The organism is Cohnella lubricantis (genome assembly GCF_014212015.1).
GTDB lineage: Bacteria > Bacillota > Bacilli > Paenibacillales > Paenibacillaceae > Cohnella > Cohnella lubricantis.
On sequence record NZ_JACJVN010000035.1, the window covers coordinates 1 to 23,552 of the forward strand.

20 protein-coding genes, 2 tRNA genes and 1 rRNA gene are annotated in these 23,552 nt (G+C 57.9%); 7 read left to right on the forward strand and 16 right to left on the reverse strand.

The genetic code is table 11. From position 1 onward, the window contains the following. The first annotated feature begins 409 nt into the window (after window positions 1-409). The 4 genes from H4Q31_RS10545 to H4Q31_RS10560 all read left to right on the forward strand — a co-directional run bounded on the left by H4Q31_RS10545 (window position 410) and on the right by H4Q31_RS10560 (window position 3,215). Window positions 410-1,243 carry a hypothetical protein gene (locus H4Q31_RS10545; protein WP_185179046.1) on the forward strand — a complete coding sequence of 278 codons (834 nt, stop codon included), beginning with the start codon at window positions 410-412 and terminating at the stop codon, window positions 1,241-1,243. 32 nt (window positions 1,244-1,275) lie between these two features. Next, on the forward strand, window positions 1,276-2,424 hold the full coding sequence (locus H4Q31_RS10550) for a glycerate kinase (protein WP_185179047.1): 1,149 nt from the start codon (window positions 1,276-1,278) through the stop codon (window positions 2,422-2,424). A gap of 113 nt (window positions 2,425-2,537) precedes the next feature. Next, window positions 2,538-2,614: transfer RNA gene (locus H4Q31_RS10555), tRNA-Pro, on the forward strand. A gap of 94 nt (window positions 2,615-2,708) precedes the next feature. After that, complete coding sequence (locus tag H4Q31_RS10560; RefSeq protein WP_185179048.1) at window positions 2,709-3,215, forward strand: GNAT family N-acetyltransferase; 507 nt, start codon at window positions 2,709-2,711, stop codon at window positions 3,213-3,215. 63 nt (window positions 3,216-3,278) lie between these two features. Here H4Q31_RS10560 and H4Q31_RS10565 read toward each other — a convergent pair whose 3' ends face one another. From H4Q31_RS10565 to H4Q31_RS10580, 4 genes are all read right to left on the reverse strand, one after another. Continuing rightward, a complete protein-coding gene (locus H4Q31_RS10565; RefSeq protein WP_185179049.1) occupies window positions 3,279-5,705 on the reverse strand; it encodes an EAL domain-containing protein in 2,427 nt (808 codons plus the stop codon). Between the two features lie 426 nt (window positions 5,706-6,131). Beyond that, complete coding sequence (locus H4Q31_RS10570; protein WP_185179050.1) at window positions 6,132-8,315, reverse strand: carbohydrate-binding domain-containing protein; 2,184 nt, start codon at window positions 8,313-8,315, stop codon at window positions 6,132-6,134. A 17-nt stretch (window positions 8,316-8,332) separates the two neighbouring features. Then, window positions 8,333-9,016 (reverse strand): DUF4956 domain-containing protein, encoded by a 684-nt coding sequence (locus H4Q31_RS10575; RefSeq protein WP_185179051.1) that lies wholly within the window; start codon window positions 9,014-9,016, stop codon window positions 8,333-8,335. Then, window positions 9,013-9,753: a polyphosphate polymerase domain-containing protein gene (locus H4Q31_RS10580; RefSeq protein WP_185179052.1), complete on the reverse strand. Its 741-nt coding sequence runs from the start codon at window positions 9,751-9,753 to the stop codon at window positions 9,013-9,015. The genes H4Q31_RS10575 and H4Q31_RS10580 overlap by 4 nt, the downstream gene beginning before the upstream one ends. Window positions 9,754-9,936: 183 nt before the next feature. Between H4Q31_RS10580 and H4Q31_RS10585 the strand changes: the two genes are divergently transcribed. The 3 genes from H4Q31_RS10585 to H4Q31_RS10595 all read left to right on the forward strand — a co-directional run bounded on the left by H4Q31_RS10585 (window position 9,937) and on the right by H4Q31_RS10595 (window position 12,807). Next, on the forward strand, window positions 9,937-10,614 hold the full coding sequence (locus H4Q31_RS10585) for a response regulator transcription factor (protein ID WP_185179053.1): 678 nt from the start codon (window positions 9,937-9,939) through the stop codon (window positions 10,612-10,614). Beyond that, window positions 10,614-11,885, forward strand: a complete 1,272-nt coding sequence (locus tag H4Q31_RS10590) for a sensor histidine kinase (protein WP_185179054.1) — start codon at window positions 10,614-10,616, stop codon at window positions 11,883-11,885. Before H4Q31_RS10585 ends, H4Q31_RS10590 begins: the two co-directional genes overlap by 1 nt. Window positions 11,886-12,138: 253 nt before the next feature. Further along, a complete protein-coding gene (locus tag H4Q31_RS10595; protein ID WP_311771714.1) occupies window positions 12,139-12,807 on the forward strand; it encodes a lysoplasmalogenase in 669 nt (222 codons plus the stop codon). 101 nt (window positions 12,808-12,908) lie between these two features. Here H4Q31_RS10595 and H4Q31_RS10600 read toward each other — a convergent pair whose 3' ends face one another. The 12 genes from H4Q31_RS10600 to H4Q31_RS10655 all read right to left on the reverse strand — a co-directional run. Beyond that, on the reverse strand, window positions 12,909-13,997 hold the full coding sequence (locus tag H4Q31_RS10600) for a hypothetical protein (RefSeq protein ID WP_185179055.1): 1,089 nt from the start codon (window positions 13,995-13,997) through the stop codon (window positions 12,909-12,911). Window positions 13,998-14,131: 134 nt separating this feature from the next. Then, on the reverse strand, window positions 14,132-15,037 hold the full coding sequence (locus tag H4Q31_RS10605; protein ID WP_185179056.1) for a YitT family protein: 906 nt from the start codon (window positions 15,035-15,037) through the stop codon (window positions 14,132-14,134). 162 nt (window positions 15,038-15,199) lie between these two features. Further along, window positions 15,200-15,358, reverse strand: a complete 159-nt coding sequence (locus tag H4Q31_RS10610) for a small acid-soluble spore protein P (protein WP_185179057.1) — start codon at window positions 15,356-15,358, stop codon at window positions 15,200-15,202. A gap of 15 nt (window positions 15,359-15,373) precedes the next feature. Continuing rightward, complete coding sequence (locus H4Q31_RS10615) at window positions 15,374-15,553, reverse strand: hypothetical protein (RefSeq protein ID WP_185179058.1); 180 nt, start codon at window positions 15,551-15,553, stop codon at window positions 15,374-15,376. A gap of 18 nt (window positions 15,554-15,571) precedes the next feature. Further along, window positions 15,572-15,919: a hypothetical protein gene (locus H4Q31_RS10620; protein ID WP_185179059.1), complete on the reverse strand. Its 348-nt coding sequence runs from the start codon at window positions 15,917-15,919 to the stop codon at window positions 15,572-15,574. Window positions 15,920-16,538: 619 nt separating this feature from the next. Further along, a tRNA-Ser gene (locus H4Q31_RS10625) sits at window positions 16,539-16,627 on the reverse strand. 78 nt (window positions 16,628-16,705) lie between these two features. Further along, window positions 16,706-17,989: a serine--tRNA ligase gene (gene serS, locus H4Q31_RS10630; RefSeq protein ID WP_185179060.1), complete on the reverse strand. Its 1,284-nt coding sequence runs from the start codon at window positions 17,987-17,989 to the stop codon at window positions 16,706-16,708. A 57-nt stretch (window positions 17,990-18,046) separates the two neighbouring features. Beyond that, window positions 18,047-18,637 (reverse strand): pyridoxal 5'-phosphate synthase glutaminase subunit PdxT, encoded by a 591-nt coding sequence (gene pdxT / locus H4Q31_RS10635; RefSeq protein WP_185179061.1) that lies wholly within the window; start codon window positions 18,635-18,637, stop codon window positions 18,047-18,049. A gap of 153 nt (window positions 18,638-18,790) precedes the next feature. Beyond that, complete coding sequence (pdxS, locus tag H4Q31_RS10640) at window positions 18,791-19,672, reverse strand: pyridoxal 5'-phosphate synthase lyase subunit PdxS (RefSeq protein ID WP_185179062.1); 882 nt, start codon at window positions 19,670-19,672, stop codon at window positions 18,791-18,793. A gap of 111 nt (window positions 19,673-19,783) precedes the next feature. After that, window positions 19,784-21,127: a D-alanyl-D-alanine carboxypeptidase family protein gene (locus H4Q31_RS10645; protein ID WP_245347287.1), complete on the reverse strand. Its 1,344-nt coding sequence runs from the start codon at window positions 21,125-21,127 to the stop codon at window positions 19,784-19,786. A 159-nt stretch (window positions 21,128-21,286) separates the two neighbouring features. After that, window positions 21,287-22,744, reverse strand: a complete 1,458-nt coding sequence (gene guaB / locus H4Q31_RS10650) for an IMP dehydrogenase (RefSeq protein WP_185179063.1) — start codon at window positions 22,742-22,744, stop codon at window positions 21,287-21,289. Window positions 22,745-23,352: 608 nt separating this feature from the next. After that, window positions 23,353-23,552, reverse strand: a 23S ribosomal RNA gene (locus H4Q31_RS10655); the annotation flags it as partial.

Below are 23,552 nucleotides of genomic sequence, written 5' to 3' on the forward strand. Positions count from 1 at the left end.
ACGCATGACCGGCCGAGTTATCGGGTTTTTCCCGATAACTCCTCCACATTGCGCCGCCTCCGACCCGAGTTACCCGGTTTTTCCGAACTACTCGCCGCCGTGACACGCATGACCGGCCGAGTTATCGGGTTTTTCCCGATAACTCCTCCACATTGCACCGCCTTCGACCCGAGTTACCCGGTTTTTCCGAACTACTCGCCGCCGTGACACGCATGACCGACCGAGTTATCGGGTTTTTCCCGATAACTCCGCCACATTGCGCCGCCTCCGACCCGAGTTACCCGGTTTTTCCGGACTACTCGCCGCCGTGACACGCATGACCGGCTGAGTTATCAGATTTTTCCCGATAATTCTCGTTGCGGCTCCGACACATCACACGTCGTACGTCGCACGTTATACGGCACGCACCATGCGGCGCAAACCCGCGTACCTTTTTCCGAAGGAGAATGATATTCTGTATCCATTAGACTATGTAGAACAAATTAGCAAGATAGAGCTTGCCCTCACCCAATTAAACGCTGAGCGGTCGCTCGTCCCCACCCCAAGGCAGCTCGAGATTCATCAGATCGGCCAATCGACCCTGCTTCGCGATCCAACGGATCCGGCGGCGATGTATTTCAATCGGGTCAAAGGGTTCGGCAGCCACGACATCGCGAATCTAGACGCCATATTCGCCCACTATCCGGACAGCCCGCCTTGCTTCGATCTCACGCCAGACCAGCTGACCGAAGACGTCGCCCGCGCCCTAAGCGACAGGGGCTATATTCCCGTGGACCAGCTTGTCTTCTTGGCCGCCGAGCGGGCGGGTGCGAACTGGCGCGAAGAGGCCAGCGGGTATCCGATCGAACGCGTCACGGAGGCGAGCGCGGAAGAATTCATTCATTGGATCAAGCTAACGAGAGATTCCATGGAGATCGACGGCGACATGATCGCTCGTTGCAAAGGTTATTTTCACCGGCCGGACTTCATCAACTATATGCTGAGGATCGACGGCAGCCCGGCGGCGATGGGCTCGCTGTTCCTGCATGGCGGGGCGGGTTACATCGCCAACGATTACACGTTCCTCGAATTCCGAGGCAGAGGGTGCCAGAAGGCGCTGCTGATGCGAAGGCTTCACGATGCTGCCGGGCTTGGCGCGGAGAATGTGTATACGGATGTCGTATTCGGCTCGGCGAGCCACGCCAACATGGAGAAGGCCGGCTTCCGGACGGCGTTCCTCAACACGTTCTGGATCAAGAAGTAACAGCCCATCGTCGAAAAAGGTGGTATAGCGGCATGCGAATCGTCATCGCCCCTGACAAATTCAAAGGCAGCCTGACCGCCCTCGAGGCGGCGCAGGCGATGGCCCGCGGCGCAGCGCGCGCCTGCCCCGCCGCAGAGCTGAAGCTCGTGCCAATGGCCGACGGCGGCGACGGCACGATGGCGTGCCTCGTCGAGGCGACGGGCGGCCGCTACGTGACAGCCGCCTGCCAGGACCCGCTCGGCCGGGAGCGCGAGGCGCGGATCGGCCTGCTCGCAGGCGGCGAGACGTGCGCCGTCGAGCTCGCCGAGGCGTCGGGCCTGGCGCTGCTCCAGCCGCACGAGCTGGACCCGCTGCGCGCCTCCACCTACGGCTTCGGCCAGCTCATCCGCGCCGGCCTCGACGCGGGCGCGCGCCGGTTCACGCTCTGCCTCGGCGGCAGCGCCACGACCGACGGCGGCGCGGGCATGCTGCAGGCGCTGGGCTTCCGCCTGCTCGACGGCGCAGGCGCGCCAATCGGCCCCGGCGGCGGGGCGCTGGAATCGCTGCGGACGATCGACCGCAGCGCAGCGGATGCCCGCCTATGGGCGTGCGAATGGGTTGTCGCGTGCGACGTCGACAACCCGCTCATCGGGCCGAGCGGCGCTGCCGCCGTGTTCGGCCCGCAGAAGGGCGCCCAGCCGGACGACGTCCACCGGCTGGACGCCAACCTTGGGCATCTGGCGGATGTCATCGCCGATGCCGCGGGCGTGCGCGTGCACGGCCTGCCCGGCGCCGGAGCCGCCGGGGGCGTCGCCGCGGCCTTGCACGCGCTCATGGGAGCCCGCCTCGTGCCGGGCGTTCGCCTCTGCCTCGAGGCGTCGGGACTCGACCGCGCGCTGGCAGGCGCCGATCTCGTCCTCACGGGCGAGGGCCGCGTCGACGCGCAGACGCTCCGCGGCAAGACCGCCTGCGGCGTCGCGCAGGCCGCGGCCGCCCGGCACGTGCCCGCCATCGTCCTCGGCGGTTCCGTCGCCGAGGACCTCCCGCCCACGGAGCTGCGCTCGCTGGGCGTGCTCGCCGCTGCCGCCGCAGGCGAGCCCGGCATGCCGCTTGGCGAAGCCATGCGCCGCGCGGCCGAACTACTAGAACGCCGCACCGAAGAACTGGTGCGGCGGTGGCTTCACGGCGAATTCCGCGACTAATCTGCGTCTTCGCCGTGACACCTTTTTCCTCTAATAAAATGTGGGCCGACGCCTTTTCTTTTCGACACTCGTGTGCTATACTATATCTCGTTCGCTATAAAACACATCGTTATCGAGACGTGGCTCAGCTTGGTAGAGCGCTTGCTTCGGGAGCAAGAGGTCGCAGGTTCAAATCCTGTCGTCTCGACCATACATAACATCCGACAGCCTTGGGGATCCAAGGCTTTTTTTGTTCATCGGCAGCCTTCCATCACCCTATCCTATCGCACGAGGAGAAGAAACTCATGAATATAGTCAAAGCAGATTTGAACGATTTGGATAGCTTGATGAGACTGTATCAGGCAGCTATGAATCATCTCATCCACAATGGTATTGATCAATGGGATGAGGAATATCCGGATCGGGAGACGCTCCGTGAGGATCTCGAAGCAGGCTGCCTGTTCGGCATTGTCGGCGGCGATTCCCGCTATATCGGCGCCATCGTCATGAATGAAGAAGAGGATACCGATTATTCGGCCATCCCCTGGGAGGATGCGCGCGGCAAAGTATTGTATCTCCATCGGCTAGTCGTTCACCCCGACCGGCAAGGGCAAGGAATCGGCAGGACGCTGTTGCAATTTGCCGAGGCAACGGCTGCTAACAACGGATACTCAAGCATTCGTCTGGATGCCTACAGTGCGAATCCGATCGCGCTTAATCTATACGAGAGATACGGTTACTCAAGAAGAGGCGATGTATTCTTCCCTAAGCGGGAGCGGCCGTTTAATTGTTATGAGAAGTTGTTGAAATAACGCAGTTCCTTCCGGTTGAATGTCCTTCGCGGGGACTGGCTTCCGCCAGCGGCCGTTCGTCCATCAAGCGAGCTGATATCCTCGGGCGCAGCCCCTTAAGTAACGCTCCATCTCCTCAGCAGGCAGCGGTCTGCTGAACAAGTATCCTTGCACCTCGTCGCATGCCTGTTCCTTCAAGAAGAGCAGCTGCTCTTGCGTCTCCACCCCTTCGGCGATCACCTTCAGCTTCAGATGGCGCGCCATGGAGATGATGGTTGCGATAATCGTCTTGTTATTGGGATGATCGGCGGCGCCGCGAATGAAGGACTGGTCGATCTTCAGCTTGTCCACCGGGAAGCTGGTCAGATAGGAGAGGGAGCTGAATCCCGTTCCGAAGTCGTCCATCGCGATATGGATGCCCAGCTTCTTCAGCTTCTCCAAAGCTTCAATGGAGCGCTGCACATCCAGCATCGTGCCTTCGGTGATCTCGAGCTCCAGATACTCCGGAGACAGCCCGGACTCTTGCAGGGCGGACTCCACGATCTGGACCGCGTCCTTCTTCAGCAATTGCCGCGCCGACAAGTTGACGGCTATGCGAGCGGGAGGCAGGCCTTGATCCTGCCATGCCTTATTCTGCTTGCACGCTGTTCGAAGCACCCATTCGCCGATCGGAACGATGAGGCCCGACTCTTCGGCGTGAGGGATGAACTGGTTGGGCGGAATCAACCCTTTGACCGGGTGATTCCACCGAACGAGGGCCTCCACTCCGGTGACCGCAGCGTCCTGAATCCGAACCTGCGGCTGGTAATGCAGCGTCAGCTCGCCGGCTTCCAACGCGCGATTCAATTCGTTCTGCAGGAACATTCGCTGATCGGCCGCTTGCCTCATGTTCGAGACGAATACACGGAAGTTATTCTTCCCCTGATCTTTGGCTGCGTACATCGCCATATCGGCGTGCTTCATCAGCGTTCTGGCATCCATGCCATCGTCCGGATAGCGGGATATGCCGATACTGGTGGAGACATACATCCCTTGGCCATCCGCCGCAATCGGCATCTCAATCGCTTGAATGATCTTCTTGGCGATGTCCACCACATCCGGTGCAGCGATCTGTTCGAAAATAACGGTGAATTCGTCCCCGCCGAATCGGGACACGACGCCTTTGCCTCCAACACACCGGGCAATTCGATTGGCGGCTTCCTTCAGCAAGGAATCGCCGATATCATGTCCGAGCGCGTCGTTCACCAATTTGAAGCCGTCCAAATCGAGGAACATCACGAACGCCTCACGTCCTTGCTTCATAGCCGACGCAATGGCTCTCTGCAGCTGTTCTTCGAAGAACCGGCGATTCGGCAGACCCGTCAACGAATCATGATAGACCATATGCTGAATCCGCTCTTCCGCTAACTTGCGTCCCGTAACGTCGCGGATCATGATAAATACGCCTGCAGGTTCTTCGTGCAGAATCACGGGAACATTCGTTATATTAAGGCTGAGCGGGATATTGTTGCGATTGACGATCGAGATCTCGTAGTTCTGCGCTTCGCCGTGGGCAGCCAGATGGAACAATCGTTTGAGCTGCTCGGCATCGCAATCCGTACACATAGAGATGAACGATCGCAGCGACACCTCCGATTCGCCGATCATCTGGCGGGCCTTAGGGTTCATCGCCAGAAATTCGCCCTCCATGGTGAAGGACACCACGCCGTCCAGATTATGCTCGAACAGCGACTTGTAGCGTTCATCGCTCTCCAAGATCTTCATGGTCTTGTTCGTCAATAACCTCTCCACGTATGCGGAGATGAGCGTCACAGAGAGGATGATGAGTGCGGCTAAGCCGATCACGTATGCCATGAGCGAGGTGTTCAGCAGCATGTCAGCGGAAGCGTCGTGCGTATGGCCGGTCACGAAGGTCGTCGCATACATGCCGGAATAGTGCATGCCCACGACCGCAGCGCCATTAACGAAGCCGGCTAGGATCTTGAACAGCGTCCCCTTCGCGCTGCCTTCCTTCTTCAATCGGAAGGCAATCGCGAGGGCGGCCGCGGAGACGAGCACAGCAACTAGAATCGAGGCGGCGAACCCGATCGGATCATACTGAATGGCCGCATCCATCTCCATAGCCTCCATGCCCGTATAATGCATGGAGGCAATTCCCGCTCCCATGAAGATAGATCCGGCGATCAACCGACTCCAGGTGAGCTTATGTCCGTCCGCTATCGTTAGGGCGATCCCCGATGCCAAGACGGCGAACAGGATCGAGAGCAAGACAAGTATCGGATCATACTTCACATCGACGGGCAGATGAAGCGCGAGCATCGCAACGAAATGCATCGACCAGATGCCGACTCCCATGGAGCCGGCCCCGCCGATCAGCCAGATCAACCGGGCCTTGCCGCGCGACAGGTGAATCCGCCCTCCGAGAGTCAAGGCGGTATAAGAAGATAGAACGGCGATCACATACGATAGGATCACAAGTACTGCGTTATACGAAGTTGTTAGTGTATGCATATGCCGCTCTTTCTTTGCAGGTAATATTTACATGGTAAGGCACCCCGCTAGACCTTGTCAATTAATGTCGAATATTGCCTTTCGGAAAACTTCCTTCATTGATCGTAGGAGATCTGCCGCTAACGACAGACAAAGATTCCGTGACGGTCACCTGGACAGTTCGCGATCTCAACGATTCCTACCCGGAAGGTATATGCCAAGGACCAGCAGCAATATGGGTCCAGCCGAATTACGTTCAGTTGGCCGGTGTCGGACAAGAACGACTCGTATCCAGAGCTTACGTACACGTCCGCCGACAATATGGATCCGGCAGCACCGGATGCGCAGTTAAGGAACAAGCCAGCAATCCAGCAAAGGGCCGTCCCAGAAGTCAGTGCGACTTCGGAACGGCCCTTGCTTGCGTGCTCCAATCGGAATCGCTTCGGATTAACCTTCGCTGCCTGCACTTGCGCCCGATTCGCCGCTTGGGGCGGCCTGACCGGTCTGGCCATTCGGACCAACGCCTTCCTCGCCTGTCGCCATCCCTCGCGACGGACGTTCGCCGTTCATCCCCCGGCCGCCTCCGCCCATGCCGCCGCGGCCGCCAAATCCGCCGGCAGGCGCCGTCGTGACGCCCGACTCGTTGACGTAGGTCACCGTGCCGCCCATCGTGAAAGTGACGACCTTGGTGCTGCCGCTGGCGGAGCCGCCGTCGTACAAGCCGTCCTTCGCAGCGCCGGATGCCGTACCGCCGGTGGAGATCGTGTATTCTTCGCCTGCCTTCAAGTCCGGCGAGGAGATGACGATGCTGCTGAACGTCTTCGCCGGCGCGAAGGCTGCGACCGCCTTGCCCGAGCCGTCCGTCAGCGTCACGAGCGTGCCGGCTTCAAGCGTGCTCGGGAACGTCATCTGTACGGCGCGCTGCGCCGAAGCCTCGGACGGCGCCTGCGCCATGCCTGCACTGCCCGCGGCAACCAACGTACCGCCCGATTGTTCGAAGGTTCCGTTGTAGTCCAAGGGGCCGTTGCCGGAATTGGTCGGCCCGTTCACGATGGCCGTGCCGCCGGTCATCGTCATTGAACCGTTGGAGTCGAGGCCGTCGCCTGCAGCGTCCACATAGATATAACCGCCGCTGATCGTGAGCATTCCGTCCGTAGCTGCGAACATATCTCCGCCGCCTGCCGCAGAGCCGTCATTGCCTCCTCCGACATTGACGCCGTCGTCGCTGGCGGCTACATGCAACTCGCCGCCCGAGATCGCGATGTTCGCGCTCTCGATGCCCTCATAGCTCTTGGCGATCTCAATCGTCCCGCCCGAGATCGAGAGCGAAGCATCCGCATGCATACCGTCGTCGCCGGAGGAGAGGTTGTATTGTCCGCCCATGACGGCGAGGTTGGCGTTGCTATGGATCGCGTCGTCCACTGCGTCAATCGTGAACTTGCCGTCCGCGATCGCGATATCAGCCGCCGCCTTTAGCGCCTTAGCGCTGGCGGATTCGGTATCGTCCGACGAAGACGAAGACGACGCCTGCGCTTGCGACTCGCTCTGCGGCTGCTCCGGAGGCTGATCCAGCGACTGACCCTGCCCTTGACTCTGCGCCTGGCCCTGCGTCCCGTCCGCCGCCTGCCCCTGGCCCTGCCACGGACCGCCGCGTCCGCCGAAGCCGCCGCCCGGCATCTGCTCCTCATGCGTCTTCGTGGAAGCTGCGCTGCCGCCGCCGGAGACGATATCGAACGCTCCTCCGCCGATCGCGATGGAGGAAGCCGCCTGAATACCGTCGCTTCCGGATGTGAGAGTGAATGTTCCGCCCACGATTGCGACGAAGCCCTTGTCAGCGTCCGTATCGTTCGTCGTCTTGACGCCGTCTCCTCCCGCTTCAACCATGAGCGTGCCATCCTTCACGGCGAACAGATCGCGGCCAATCACGCCATCGTCGACGGCCTTCACGCTAATCGTGCCGCTCATGATCTTCAGATCGTCTCTGCCCGTGATCCCGTCCTTCGCGTTGCCTAGAACGGTCAGCTTGCCGGTCCCGTTAATCGTCAGATCGCCTTTGCTATAGATCGCCGCCGTCGGCGCTTCCTCGGTCGTATCCGCATAGGCCGCGCCGTCCGTCACGGCATTGTCCGTGCCTTCCTGCAGCGTGATAATCGTCTTATCCGCCTCCATCACATAGATAGCGGGACCGTCATCGTTCGTGATGCTGGCGCCGTTCAGCACGAGATGCACATCGGCATCCTCCGGCGCATCCACGACGAGCTGGCCATCGGGCACAGCGCCGCTCACCACATAGGTGCCCGCTTCCGTTATCGTCACGACGCCGCCGTCCGCCTTCGCGCCGGCTCCGTCTGTACTCGCGCCGGAGCCGCTCAGCGCGATGGCGGTAGAGCTGTCCGCGCTCCAATCCGTCAATCCATCCTTCTCGCTGAAGTCCGCCAGCTCGGCGGCACTCAGGCTGGTCAGCTTTGCGGCCGCAGCCGCCGCAGTTCCGCTGACCGAAGCCGCAGACGCGACAGCGGCGGCAGTTGCATTGGCAGCGGAAGTATCCGCCGACTTCGAGCTGCAACCCGCCGTCAATGCGGCGCATAGGAGCGTGACAGCAATAAACTTGCTTTTATTCGAATGATTCATGGGTCATCAACCTCTCTTCAATAAGATTCCTGCATAGCCGGATTCATCGTCAGTGTAATATCGAGATTGCCGTTGCGCGTCCGGACGGCGTCAAGCAGCTCCTTCTGGTTCACACTAGGCGGGAGCTTAATGGCGTATACCACCTCGTACAGGCTGCCAAGCTCAGCCGTCCGTACCTTCTTCAGCTCATAATCAACGCCGAATACCTTGAAGATTTCGTCGAACGCTTCCTCATAACCCAGACTCTCCGGAATCGTCACCTTGAGCAGCTTCATCGATTCTCTGCGCGCGCCGAATTTGACCGCCTTCAGCACGAGCATGAGCACGCACAGGCATATCGTGAATAGCGCCGCATAGCCATAAGCGCCAACGCCGCAGCCGAGGCCGGCCGCCATCGCGAACAGAACGTACGAGATGTCCTTCGAATCGCCCGGCGCGCTGCGGAACCTGATAATCGAGAACGCGCCGGCGAGACTGAAGGCGCGCGCGATATTGCTGCCGATCAGCAGAATAATAATCGCGACGATTGTCGGCAATACCATCATCGTGAGCGTGAAGCTTTGGGAATACGCCGTTTGCGTGCGCATATAAGTCCAGCTGATCACGCCGCCGAGAACGATGGCGATGGCGAAGGTGAGCAGCGCATCGGTGAAGGATAAGTCCGCAATAGAGGCGTTTGATTGAAAGATAGAATCGATCATAGAATGTGGGTCTCCCTTTCCTGTATCGCGTTGCGAATTGATTTCTTATACTCATTGCCGTATTTGGAGAAGCTTGTCCGGTACATCTGAAGCTCGGACAGCAGCTTGGACAGCCAGACCGGAATCGTCTTCTCGGCCTTCACTTCCATGAGCCACTGGCCCCGTTCCAGCAGCTGCTGACCGTAATCGCCCAGCTCCAGCCTCAGATCGTAACGCCTCGTCCGGATATTCGTGTCGAACGTAATCCGCAGGTCCCGGCTCTCCTTGCTGAACATCGCGATCCGGTCATACGCCAAGTAGACCATCGGCCGCAGCTCATAGCGCGACAGGAAGTACTCGATCTCGCGAATGACCTGCCGATTCATTCCTTCCCGGAACGAAGGCGGCTGCCCGGTCCGGACGAACTCGTAAGCCTCCGGCAGCAGCAGCTGGGTCCGGCGCTTGTTGACCAAGCCAAACACCTTTTTCTTAAGCTCCAGATAGACCTTCGCTCCAGGCTCGGGAACGCCATAGGCCCGGATCCGCAGCTTCTCTCGGTACTTCGGCTTGGAGAGGCTGTTACGCACCAGCGTGTGCTGCTCGGTATCGTAATATAGATTGCTGATCGCGTAGAATTTGTCGTCCCTGTTATAGGCATCGGGCTCCATATAGGCCGTGAGCCGATTGTAGATCTCATAGAAAGCTCTCGTATCCATCAGATACTTGTTCTCATATCGGTTGAACACTTCGATGGCCATGTGCAGCGCTCCTCTCCTCGCATGGGCGGCGTTCTCGCCCTCCATGTCTGTAGCTTAGAGCCCGAACCTTTAGCGAATCTTAAATTGTTAACGGTGTGTAAACTTTCGGCCGGAAGCCGTCTTAAGGTTCATTAAAGGTTGCGTTCCTATAATAGAAGCATGACATTCGAGAGGGATGCGGCCATGAGAATATTAATCGTAGAGGACGAAGCGAATCTAGCGGACGCGCTCTCGCAGATTCTGAAGAAGCAGCACTACTCCGTCGACGTCGCGCATGACGGGCAGGAAGGTCTAGACGATGCGCTGACCGGCATCTATGACCTGATGCTGCTCGATATCATGCTGCCGGAGATGGACGGAATGACCGTGCTCAAGACCATACGGGCGGAGGGCATCCAGACGCCGGTCATCATGCTGACGGCGAAGGGTGAGATTCCGGACCGAATCGCGGGGTTGGATTACGGGGCGGACGACTACATCGCCAAGCCGTTCGACACCGGCGAGCTGCTCGCGCGGATTCGCGCGGCGCTGCGGCGCAAGGGCGAGGTCGTGCCCGAGGACGGGCTGCGGTTCGGCGATATCGAGCTGAATACGGCGAGTCTGAAGCTCACATGCAGAGGGAAGGAGCTGAAGCTGATTCTGAAGGAGAGCGAGCTGCTGGAGCTCTTGATCTCGAGGAAGCAGGCGGTCACCTCCAAGGAACAGATGATCGAGAAGCTATGGGGGTTCGATTCAGACGTGGAGCATAATAACGTGGAGGTATACATTTCTTTTCTGAGGAAAAAGCTTGCCTTCCTGCAGTCCTCGGTGCGCATTAACACGATCCGGGGCGTCGGCTATGTATTGGAGGCTTCGGACTGATGTTCAACAAGCTGCGCAACCGGTTCCTCCTGATGAATATGGTCATCATTACGGTCATTATGCTCGTCGCCTTCACGGCGATCTATACGATTACGTATCAGAACGTCCGCAATGACATCAGTATGGATCTGTTCCGAGCGGCGGATTCTTATCACAAGATGGACGGATTCCAAGGCGGCGGCGGGTTCCCGCCCCAGGAAGGAGCTATCCCGCCCAAGCAAGGCGCACGCGGCAATGCGGCCATGCCGCCGGAGCGCTCGGTCTCCTTCGCGCTGCAGACGGACGAGCAGTGGAACATCACAGTGACGAACTCCCGCTTCGATATGGACGACGAGTTCTATGCGGCCGCCGTGAAGAAGGCAGCCGCCGCCCCTTCGGAGTTCGGCGAGGTCACGCTCGACGGCACGCGCTGGGCATACAGCGTGATGCAAGGGAGAGTGGGCTATTCCATCGTCTATATGGACGTCACCGCGCAGCAGAAGATTCTGACCAACCTGGTCTATACGTTCTCTGCCGTCGCGGTTGTCATGCTCGGGGTCATCTTCCTCGTCAGCCGCTACTTCGCCAGCCGCTCGATCGCGCCGGTCAAGGAAGCGTTCGACAAGCAGAAGCAGTTCATCGCCGACGCTTCGCATGAGCTGAAGACGCCGCTTGCCGTCATTAACACCAACGCCGACGTGCTGCTCGCCAACGGCGAGGACACGATTCGGGAGCAGGCGAAGTGGCTGCACCGCATTAAGTCGGAGACGGAGCGCATGAAGACGCTCACGAACGAGTTGCTCTATCTCACCGAGATGGAGGATGCCAGATCGCGTAGGATGCATATCCCATTCGATTGGAGCGAGGCCGTCGAGAGCGTCATCCTGACGATGGAGGCTGTCATCTTCGAGAAGAATCTCGCGCTGGAATATGACATTGAGCCGGGCTTAACGGTCACTGGCAGCAGCGAGCAGATGAAGCAGGTGACGATGATTCTGCTGGACAATGCGATTAAGTACGCCAATTCCCAAGGTTCGATCCAACTGACATTGAAGAAGCATCAGGGACATATTCTGCTATCGGTGAGCAATACCGGACCGGGCATCCCGCCCGAGCATCTGGGCAAGATCTTCGACCGCTTCTACCGCGCCGATCCGTCGCGTTCGCGGCAGAACGGCGGCTACGGCCTCGGCCTGGCCATTGCCAAGTCGATCGTCCAGCAGCACCGGGGCAAGATTTATGCCAGAAGCGTGCCGAACGAGAAGACGACGTTCTTCGTGCAGCTGGGATGAGCCGCCGGAACGGAACGCCGACACACCGAGATATTAGCAAAGAACCGCGGACTCGGGCCTTCAGCGCTCGATCGCCGTACATGATGCTGCCCAAGATGACTCCAATGTACACGGGATTGTCAATATATATCAATTTGTCGCGCCGCTTCCGTTCCGAGTCTTGTCCGGCAGGAAACCGCCGTCCGTGCGCCGAATACCGAGGGATGGAGATTGATCCCCATTCTCATATCCATTGTTCAGGGAGGAACCGCCGGTGATTCGTCAAGCGCTTCCATATGCGATCGGCCTCATGAGCATCCTGTATATCTTCGTTATCCCTTCCGAGCCGGAAGGCGTTAAGCTCGTCTTCAAGCTCATTCCGATGGCGCTGCTGCTGGCGTATGCCTGCCTGCTCTGCCTCCCGTCTCGCCAGCCTCAGCATGTGCTGCTGCTGCTCGGTCTCTTCTTCTGCATGTGCGGAGACGGACTCATGCGCTGGTTCATCGCCGGCCTCTCCGCCTTCCTCGTCGGGCACCTGTTCTACGCCACCTCCTTCCTGCGCCGCCTGCGGTTCTCATGGCTTCGCGCAGCCTCCATCCTTCCCATCGGCTTATTCGCCGGCTACATGGGACAGCGGCTCGTGCAGGCGCTCCAAGACAGCGGGCAGCCCGAGCTCATCGCGCCGGTTATCGTCTACGTGACTGCCATCTCCGTGATGGCTTGGTCGGCCATCATGACCGCCAACCTCTACGCCGCGGCCGGTTCGCTTCTATTCCTCGCATCCGACGGCATTCTGGCCTGGAACATGTTCATCTCCGGCATCTCCCGCTCCGACATCTGGATCATGACCACCTACTATGCCGCCCAATTCCTCATTGCCAGCAGCCTGCGGACACCGCCGAAGCGCCAAGCCGAAGCCGCTCCCCAGGTGCCGCTGCTGTAGCGTCTGCCGGCAGACAAATCAAGAACCGCGGACCCCGATGCCATAGGCACCTGAATCCGCGGTTCTTATTCCATCGGTTAACACACCACCGATTAGAAGCCTTATTCCATCATCATCGAGCCGAACATGCCGCCGAGCTGTTCGTTAAGCTCCTCTTCGGAGATCACGTCTTCAGCCTTCGGCTCGCCGAACTCGAACTTCACATCGCCGTTAATGTTGGTCATCTCGGACACGACCTTCAGCGTACCGCTGCCGCTCTGTCCTTCTTCCGTGATCCCAACCTTCACCGTCGCATCCGTGTAGCTGGAGTAGCCCTTGTCGTTGATGCCGAGGTTAGCCGTCACGTCCAAGGTGTTCACGGCTTCGTTGAACTCAGCCAGCGCTTCCTTCACGTCCTCGTCCTTCACCTCTGCGAGCTGCTTCTTCGCCTCGTCGAGATCCTCCGGCTGCAGCTCCAGCAGCTTGCGGTACTCTTCGTTGCCCGCGAGCAGGTCGATGACTTCCGGCGCGATATTCTTCAGGACCGTGTTCACGAGCGGCTCCACTTGATCCTTCATTACGTGAACTTGCACGATGCTCTTCAGATCCTTGTCGTCCGAGATGCCGACATCCTTCGCCTTAACCTCGGACAGGTACGTCTTCTCGTCGATATGCTTGAAGAAGATGCCCGACAGATCGTTCGCGAACTTCGTCGTCGTCGCCATGTCGGCTGCGCCCGGCCATTCCGTGCCTTGCTGCTCCGCCAGCTCCTTCAGATTGAACTCGACGAACTTGCTCGTCAGCTCTTCCGGCAGCCCAAGCATCGGGATGTTCGGAATCTTGATCCACATCTTCTCTTCGTTCATGATCATCGGCAGGTTGAAGGACATGGCCAGATCCCCGCTGATGCTAATCTTCATGTTCAGCTCGACCAGCATCGGATCCGCCTGGTAAGCCCCCGTCCAGCTAAGCTCCGCGCCTGTCAGCAGGCCCAGCGCCTGAGCGGCTCCCTCTTCCTGCATCACTTCGTCTGGAAGCTGCAGATCTTCAATCTTCATGCTGCCATTCAAGCTATAGGACTTAATGTCCGCGGACTTCTCGATAGCAGCTGCCAACTGATCCTTCGGCGACTTCGATTCGCTGCATCCCGACAGAACCAGCGCAACCGACAACATCATCGCCAATATGGCGACAACCGACTTCTTCTTCATCAAAATGAATAGCTCCCCCAATCCCATGATGCCTCAAATAATAAATCAGGCTTAATTGTAACTGAATCCCGCTGAACGGGGAAGCTATTTTCCTTAAAAAGAACTTAAAATCTACACACAACTAGGATGCGCTGTTAATGAATGTCTTTCTTCTTGAACCGCCCGCCCCGGACGTCGTGGATATTACCCACAGCCAGGAACGCAGACGGATCCATCTCGGTAACGATCGACTTCAGCTTCGCTTCTTCCATACGAGTGACCACGGTGAAAATCACTTGCTTGGAGTCGCCGGAATACCCGCCTTCCCCATTCAAGTACGTCACGCCCCGCCCGAGGCGGCTCACAATGGCCTCCCCGATCTCGCGATAGTTATCGCTGATGATCCAGATCGACTTGGACTCGTCGAAGCCCTCGATCGTTAGATCCATTACCTTGAAAGCAATAAAATACGTAATCAAGGAGAACATCGCGTTGTCCCATCCATAGACGAGACCCGCGCTTGCGAGAATGAACAGGTTGATGAACATCACCATCTGGCCGACGGAGAACGGCGACTTCTTGCTAACCATAATCGCCACGACCTCCGTGCCGTCCGTCGTGCCTCCGGAGCGGATCACGATGCCTACGCCAATGCCGAGCAGAATGCCGCCGAAGACGGTCGCCAGCAGCGTCTCATCGGTGAAGGCCTCTACATGATGAAGAAGGGAAGTGGTGACAGATAGCGTGATGACGCCGAGCAGCGTGGACAAGGCGAACGTCTTGCCGATAGACTTGTAGCCTGCGATCAGGAATGGAAGATTCAATAGGAAGAGGAACACACCTAACGGGATCGGCGTTAGATGAGCCGCCATGATCGATAAGCCGGTGATTCCCCCGTCAATGATATTGTTGGGAATGAGGAAGATCTCCAGTGCAACCCCGGCTAGTACAGCTCCGAATATAATGAAGACGATTCGCTGGAATATACCTAGCGGCGACAGCCTCGTGTGCTGTGCGGGTTTGGCTTGAGCGGCGGATGGCATCGTAGATGGACTGGTCATAGGCACCTCCAAGATTTAGACTGATTCTAATATTCATTATACCATTAGATTGCAAGCCAAGAGACCATGTGTCTGAAGATTCCATCGATAAGCAATAAGAACCAGCCTGCGCTTATTGCGCGCTGCTGGTTCTTGCAACTCTCTTATAGGCATGCAATTGTATCAGCCTTCGGGGTTGTTATGCCGGGTGTGATTCTGCGTCTTGACCCTCTTGGAACCCGACAGCGGCTCATTCGGCTGATGGCTCGCATTGCGCCCATCATGGCCGTGTCCGGGACCGGATCTTCCTGTCCCGACGGAATAAGCTCTCGGTTTGCTCATGGAACAGCCGCCTCCTTAGGTCGTTTTGATGTTTTCCATGTCCGGCGTCTCATCATGGTTCAGCGCATCCTGATGCCGGCGGTCGTTCGTCTGCTGCTGCACCTGCTGGGCTTGGTGGCTGTTCACCGGATTTTGCGCTAAGTCCTCCACGACATTGCTTAAATTTTTATCCATATTGCCTTTAGGTTTGCTCATGGCCGCATCCCTCTCTTCTTATGCATGGGTGAAATGATGCAGCGCCTGGGCGCACTCGTGCAGATGCCGGCGGTAATCCTCGATCAGCTCCTGCATCACGTCCGTTCGCTCATCCACCGACCTTCCGTCTCTCTCCACATCGGTCAACTGAATGTCGATCTCCCGGCTGTCGACATACTTCACCGTGAAGTCGAACTCCAGATCCGAGCGGCCGGCCGACTGAATGCTCACGAGCAGCGTATCGGGATGCTTCTCGTCCTCGCTAATCTCCGCCTGATCTCCAGCTCTCAGCCGCTCCGGCAACGTTCTCCGCCAAGCCTCGGCCAATTCCCGCTGAGGCACTGTAAGCTCGTCATTGCTTGACATAATCGCCACCTCCGCTTCGTTAGATTTGCCCTCTCGGGCATTCTTCATGCAGGGAGCGGCGGCGCGAGGCCCAAACCTTTCGGCGAGTATAGTAGAAGATCCCACTTGCGCCATATTCCTCAATATTCGAATTAGTCGCGTACCCAGACGATTCTCCCCGGCAGCGTTAACGGAACGCAGTTCCGTTAACGGCGAGCCGAAGTACGATCTCAGCAAAGTAACGGAACGGCGTTCCGTTACTTCCGCATTTCAAGTTGGTTACTCGAATGAATGCAGCGAATAACGGAACGGTGTTCCTCTATCGCATCTATGAGTAAGTAGGTACGACCAGATAACGGAACCAGCTTCCCTTATGGCATAAAGCTGCATGAGTTGGCATGTCCGCTTCACGGCCCGTTCGAATCCCGCTAGCGCCATATTCCGCAAAAAAACCGATCCCCGCGCGCGGGAATCGGTTCGAATTTGCGTCTATGGCGGAGAGAGTGGGATTCGCTCCGTCGCCACGTGGCCGTACTCATTCGTACGGTCACGTCAATGGCGACCGTTCGAATCCCGCTAGCGCCATATTCCGCAAAAAAACCGATCCCCGCGTGCGGGAATCGGTTCGAATTTGCGTCTATGGCGGAGAGAGTGGGATTCGAACCCACGTGGGCTTGCACCCTAACGGTTTTCAAGACCGCCCCGTTATGACCGCTTCGGTATCTCTCCAGGATGGACGGGACAGCGGCGTCTATCGCATAACCGCCCGTACTGCCCCGTTATCATATCATACAGCCAATCGGATGATCAACCCTTCGGCGCGATTCGTTCAACGCCGCCCATGTACGGGCGCAGCGCTTCGGGAATAATGACCGAACCGTCTGCTTGCTGGTAATTCTCCAGAATAGCAGCTACCGTCCGGCCCAAGGCCAAGCCCGAGCCGTTGAGCGTATGCACGAATTCCAGCTTCGCGCCGGCTTCGCGGCGGAAGCGGATGCCTGCCCGGCGAGCCTGGAAGTCCTCGAAGTTCGTGCATGACGAGATCTCGCGGTACGTGCTCTGGCTTGGCAGCCACACTTCGAGGTCATATGTCTTCGCCGAGCCGAAGCCCATATCGCCCGTGCAGAGCGCCAGCACGCGATAAGGGAGACCCAGTACCTGCAACACACGCTCCGCATGCCCGGTCAGCTCCTCCAGCACGTCGTACGAGGAGTCCGGCGATACCAGCTGCACCAACTCCACCTTGTTGAACTGATGCTGACGGATCAACCCGCGCGTGTCCCGGCCGGCAGCGCCGGCTTCCGAACGGAAGCAGCCGCTGAAGGCGACGAACTTCACCGGCAGCTGCTCCGGGTTCAGAATGTCCTCACGATGGTAGTTCGTGACCGGCACCTCTGCGGTCGGAATGAGGAAGTAGTCCGTGCCTTCGAGCTTGAACAGGTCCTCTTCGAACTTCGGCAGCTGGCCGGTGCCGATCAGGCTGTCGCGATTGACGATGTAGGGCGGCAACACTTCCTCATAGCCGTGCTTGTCCGCGTGCATGTCCATCATCAGGTTCATCAGTGCGCGTTCCAGACGGGCGCCAAGGCCCTTATAGAATACGAAGCGCGAACCCGTTACCTTAGCCGCCGCTTCAAAATCCAGAATGCCGAGCCCTTCGGCTACCTCGAAGTGCGCCTTCGGCTCGAACGCGAACTCCGGCTGCTGGCCGAAGCGGCGAACCTCCACGTTATCCTCTTCCGAAGCGCCTACCGGAACACTCTCATGAGGCACGTTCGGAATCGACAGCATCATGGCGTCGATCTTCTCCTCCAGCTCACGCACTTCATCGTCGAGCTGCTTGATTCGATCGTTCACGCTGCGCATCTCGGCGATCAGCTCGTCCGCGTTGCCGCCGCTCTTCTTCAGCTTGGCTACTTCCTGCGAGACGACGTTCCGGCGATTCTTAAGCGAATCGCTCTCGGTCAGCCGTTCGCGTCGCGCATTGTCGAGCTCCGGGAAGTCCGCGATCAGATCGAGCGAAGCATTGCGGTTACGCAGCGCCTGGGCTACCTTCTCATAATCGTTGCGAAGCAATCTCACATCCAGCATGTGCTGAACTCCTTTCCCGCGTGCGGGCAATTTAACGTTAATATCGTGGGCCGCGCTCTAGCGAGCGCTGCTATTCATGGCCGCTTCTTCCGCCATGCGAAGGAAATAGCCGTGAAGCCGGAAGTCGTCGGTCAGCTCAGGATGGTAGGACGAAGCGAGCAGGTTGCCCTGGCGCGCCGTGACGATCTCACCCTTGTAAGTCGACAGCACATCAACCTCAGGACCGACTTCCTTGATTAACGGAGCGCGAATGAAGACGGCACGCAGCGGCGTCTCAATGCCCTTCACATCGAGATCCGTCTCGAAGCTCTCGCGTTGGCGCCCAAAGGCGTTCCGAGCCACCGTCATATCCATCAGCTGCAGGTGAGGCTCTTCCGCACCTTCCAGCTTCTTAGCCAGCACGATAAGGCCCGCGCAAGTGCCGAACACCGGCTTGCCAGCCTGCGCGAACCCTCGAATCGCCTCGATAAAATCATACTTGCGCATCAGCTTGCCGATCGTCGTGCTCTCGCCGCCCGGGATGATCAGGCCATCGATCTCGGCCAACTGCTCGGTCCGTTTGACCGCGACACCTTTGCCGCCGGCTAATTCAATGCTGCGAATATGCTCTGCGACGGCGCCTTGGAGCGCCAATACTCCGATATTCATGGAACGTTCCCTTCCTTCCTCGATTCCTTGCTCCGATCTGCCCGCATCTCACCCCAGCGGAAAACCAATCTAGGCGGCTTCGCCGCAGCTCCCGAAGAGCCGAGGCGAAGCCGCCCAGTTGATAAGCCGGTCCGCCTGCGCGGCCTCGGGACTTTAGATCCCGCGGTCCTGCATCCGTTCCGAACGGTCCAACTTGGAGATATCGATGCCCTTCATCGGCGTGCCCAAATTCTTCGACACGCGTGCGATCAGCTCGTAGTCTTCGAAGTGCGTCGTCGCTTCGACGATGGCGCGGGCGAACTTCTCCGGATTGTCCGATTTGAAGATACCGGATCCGACGAATACGCCGTCCGAGCCCAGATGCATCATCAGCGCCGCGTCCGCAGGCGTTGCTACGCCGCCGGCTGCGAAGTTAACGACCGGCAGGCGGCCCGTCTCATGCACGCCGAGGAGCAGCTCGTACGGAACGCCAAGCACCTTCGCTTCATGGAACAGCTCGTCCTTCGACAGGTTCTGCACGTGGCGAATTTGGCCTGTGATGAGGCGCATATGACGAACCGCTTCGACGATGTTGCCGGTTCCCGGCTCGCCCTTGGTCCGAATCATCGACGCGCCTTCTTGAATCCGGCGAAGCGCTTCGCCCAGATCCTTCGCGCCGCATACGAACGGAACGGTGAATTCCGATTTGCTGATATGGAAGACATCATCGGCAGGTGTGAGCACTTCGCTCTCGTCAATATAATCAACGCCTAGCGACTCCAGCACTTTCGCCTCTACATAATGGCCGATACGAGCTTTGGCCATAACCGGGATGCTGACGACCTTCATGACTTCCTCGACGATCGTCGGGTCAGCCATTCGCGCTACGCCGCCGGCTGCGCGGATATCCGAAGGCACGCGCTCAAGCGCCATGACGGCGGTTGCGCCTGCTGCTTCAGCGATTTTAGCTTGCTCGGCGCTCATGACGTCCATGATGACGCCGCCTTTTTGCATCTCGGCCATGCCGCGTTTCACTCTCGAAGTACCTGTCTCCATCTACACACGCCTCCTGAACTTTCTTAACCATTGATTTTACAACAAGGACAGCCAATAGACAACCCGATTGCTCGGAATTCAGCCGCTAGGTTCGTCCTTCTTCTGATCGAATTAGAACAAATCAACAATCCCGTTAAAAAGCCCTGAGAAGAAATCGCCGATCGCGCGCATCAGCAGCTTGAACCAGCCCGCCTTCTTCACGTCCTCGGATGCGATCAGGTCCACCGTTGCATTCACGATCTCCTGCGTCGCAGGATCCGTGTACGAATACGTCGCTGTGCCCACCTTGTCGCCTTGCTTGATTGGAGCCGGCAGCGGATCCGCAACAGGCGTCACTTCGTTCACGGTCACTTCAACAGTCTTGCCCTTCGGCAGGAGCGCCGAGATGTCAGTTGCCGTTACGACCGGAACAGACTTATGAGCGCCCTTCTTCACCTTCAGCGTCTCATGATCCACGATCGTCGACTTCGCTTCCACCAGCGTCTTCTTCTCGAAGTTGTTGAAGCCGTAGTCGAACAGCTTGGCCGTCTCCAGGAAGCGCTGGCCGTCGTTCGTGTCGCCTGGGACGCCCATGACGACAGCAATCAAGCGCGTGCCGTTCTGCAGCGCCGTACCGGTGAAGCAGTTGCCCGCTTTGGATGTATGGCCCGTCTTCAGACCGTCAACGCCTGGATAAGCGAACTTCTTGAAGTTGGTGACGTTCTTGTTCGATTCCAGCATCCAGTCCCAGTTCACGACCGGATCCTTGTCCGTCGGGCGGAACTTGAACGATTGAATCTTGGCGATGTCCAGGAAGTCCGGATACGTCAGAATAATATGGCGAGCCAGAGTAGCGGAATCCTTCGCCGACATGACAGTCTCGCCTTCGATAGAGGTCGGCTGGTACTTCTCCGGCATATCGGCACGGTCAAGACCCGTCGAGTTGATGAAGTGCGAATCGTTCATGCCCAGCTCTTTGGCTGTGTCGTTCATCAGCTTCGCGAACGCTTCTTCGGAGCCGCCGACTGTCTCAGCCAGCTGTACCGTCGCGTCGTTCGCCGAACCGATCGCCATTGCCTTGTAGAGCTCTTCCACCGTGTGCTTGTCGCCTTCAGCCAGGAAGACGCGGCTGCCAATCTGCAGCGCGGCATTCTCTTGGACGGTGATGACCTGATCCCAGCTTAGCTTGCCTTCGGTGATCGCTTTGTACACCAGGTATTCCGTCATCATCTTGGTCATGCTGGCGGGCGGCAGTGCCTCGTCTGCATTGTTCTGATAGAGTACTTGTCCGGTCTCGGCATCCATCAGAATGGCGGAATCAGCCTCCAAGCTCAACCCGGAGGTATCCACCGCCGCAGATGCCTTAGACGCATTAGCGGCCAGCATCATCAAAGTCAGGCAGATCAACACTATAATAGCGACGAATCGTTGTTTATGGACAGAGTATTGGACGACAGGGGATGGATAACGATTCAACGCATTCTCTCCTTTGTAATTCGGTTGCTAGTGGTGAAAAAAATAGTTTCGTATAAAACCCAAAATCAATTGTAACATACCCTAAGACAAGGCAAAAGCCGCAGAATCGGAAATCCCTATCTGCGGCTTTCATAATGAAGGTCGACAAGTGTCCCAAGCTTACAGCGAGTAGTTCGGTGCTTCCTTCGTGATCTGAACGTCATGCGGATGGCTCTCGCGCAAGCCGGCACCCGTGATGCGCACGAAGGTCGTATCGTTCTTCAGTTCTTCGATAGATCCCGTACCGCAGTAGCCCATACCGGAACGAAGACCGCCGATCAGTTGATGTATCGTATCCTTGATTGGGCCTTTGTAAGGAATGCGGCCTTCAATGCCTTCCGGTACGAGCTTGGAGTCATCCTCCTGGAAGTAACGGTCCTTGCTGCCTTCCTTCATCGCGCCGATCGAACCCATGCCGCGATAGGACTTGTACCGGCGGCCTTGGTAAATCTCCGACTCGCCCGGGCTCTCTTCGGTGCCCGCGAACAAGCTGCCGAGCATCACCGCGCTTGCGCCGGCTGCGATCGCCTTCGTGATCTCGCCGGAGAACTTAATGCCGCCGTCGGCGATAATCGGCACGTTGTACTCACGCGCGACCGTTGCGCAGTCGTAAATCGCCGTAATTTGCGGTACACCGATACCTGCGATGATCCGCGTCGTGCAGATGGAGCCCGGCCCGATGCCGACCTTGACGATGGAAGCGCCGGCTTCGATCAGATCGCGCGTCGCTTCGCCTGTTGCGACGTTGCCGGCGACAATTGCGAGCTCCGGATACTTGTCGCGGAGTTGGCGTACCATCTCGACGATGTTGATATGGTGTCCGTGCGCGGAATCCACGACGAGCATGTCGATGCCCGCATTCACCAACGCTTCAGCCCGTTCGAACGTATCCTTCGATACGCCGACTGCCGCGCCGACCACGAGCCGCCCATGGGAATCCTTCGCCGCGTTCGGGAACTGGATCGCCTTTTCGATATCTTTAATGGTAATGAGTCCTTTAAGCGTGTTGCTCTCATCCACCAACGGAAGCTTCTCGATCTTGTGCTGCTGGAGGATGACCTCGGCTTGTTGGAGCGTCGTGCCGACAGGGGCCGTCACCAGGTTCTCCTTCGTCATGACTTCCTTGATCTTAATGGAATAGTCATGCACGAAGCGCAGGTCGCGATTCGTAAGGATGCCGACCAGCTTGCCCTTCCCGTCCACGATGGGAACGCCGGAGATCCGGTACTTGCCCATCAGTTCTTCGGCATCATATACATGATGTTCTGGCGTTAGGGAGAAAGGATTCGTAATGACGCCGCTCTCCGAACGCTTCACCCGATCAACCTCTTGCGCTTGCTGTGCCACCGACATGTTCTTATGAATAATGCCAATGCCGCCTTCACGAGCGATGGCGATCGCCAAGGCCGATTCCGTGACCGTGTCCATGCCCGCGCTAATAAGCGGCACGTTCAGCTTCACGTTAGGGCTCAACGTTGTCGACACATCAACGTCTCTAGGCAAGATGGACGATTTGCGGGGCACCAGGAGCACGTCGTCAAACGTTAGACCTTCCTTGGCGAATTTGTTTTGCCACACGAGATATTTCCTCCCTTATCCGGTTCCTTATCGGCTTCTCTCCGATTAATTATAGGCAATCTTAGCAGAGGCACATAGGGCTGTCAAGGCACTTGGTAACCGTAGTATTCGCCGCGCGTTTGCGCGTACCCCATTGGAAGTTATGGCAATGCAGGAATAAACAAACCCGCCCTTATGTCGGTAAGGACGGGTTTGTCTGGGGTTCGCCAGCTGTTTATCTCATCACGGCTTCGAGCGGCGAATGCTTAAAGGGATGGGGTTATATACCTTCATGTCTTGCCGCTGTCCGCCGTGTTGTTGTCGCCACTCTTGGCGGGACTAATCGGTGGCAGTACCTATATTATAACCGCAAGCTTAGCGCGTCTTTAAACGACCCTTAAAATCCCGTTAAAAGCGCAACTCCGCCGAACCACGGCAAAGTGCAAAAAGACGACAGAACGAATTCTGCCGCCGGAAGTTCGATTATTCAATTGGCTTGCGCCTTGATAACCGGATACGAAACGATTTGCGTTTGAAACATTCTAACCTTATTGCGTGCTCGTGCATGTGCCCTTAGCATCCGTTGGTGCTGGTGCACATGCCGACGCTTTTCCGTTGGAAAAGCTGGATAGGATAAGCCCTCGACCGATTAGTACTCGTCAGCTGCACGCGTTGCCGCGCTTCCACCCCGAGCCTATCAACCTGGTGTTCTTCCAGGGGTCTTACGAATTGGGAAATCTCATCTTGAGGCGGGCTTCGCGCTTAGATGCTTTCAGCGCTTATCCCTCCCGCACTTGGCTACCCAGCTATGCTCCTGGCGGAACAACTG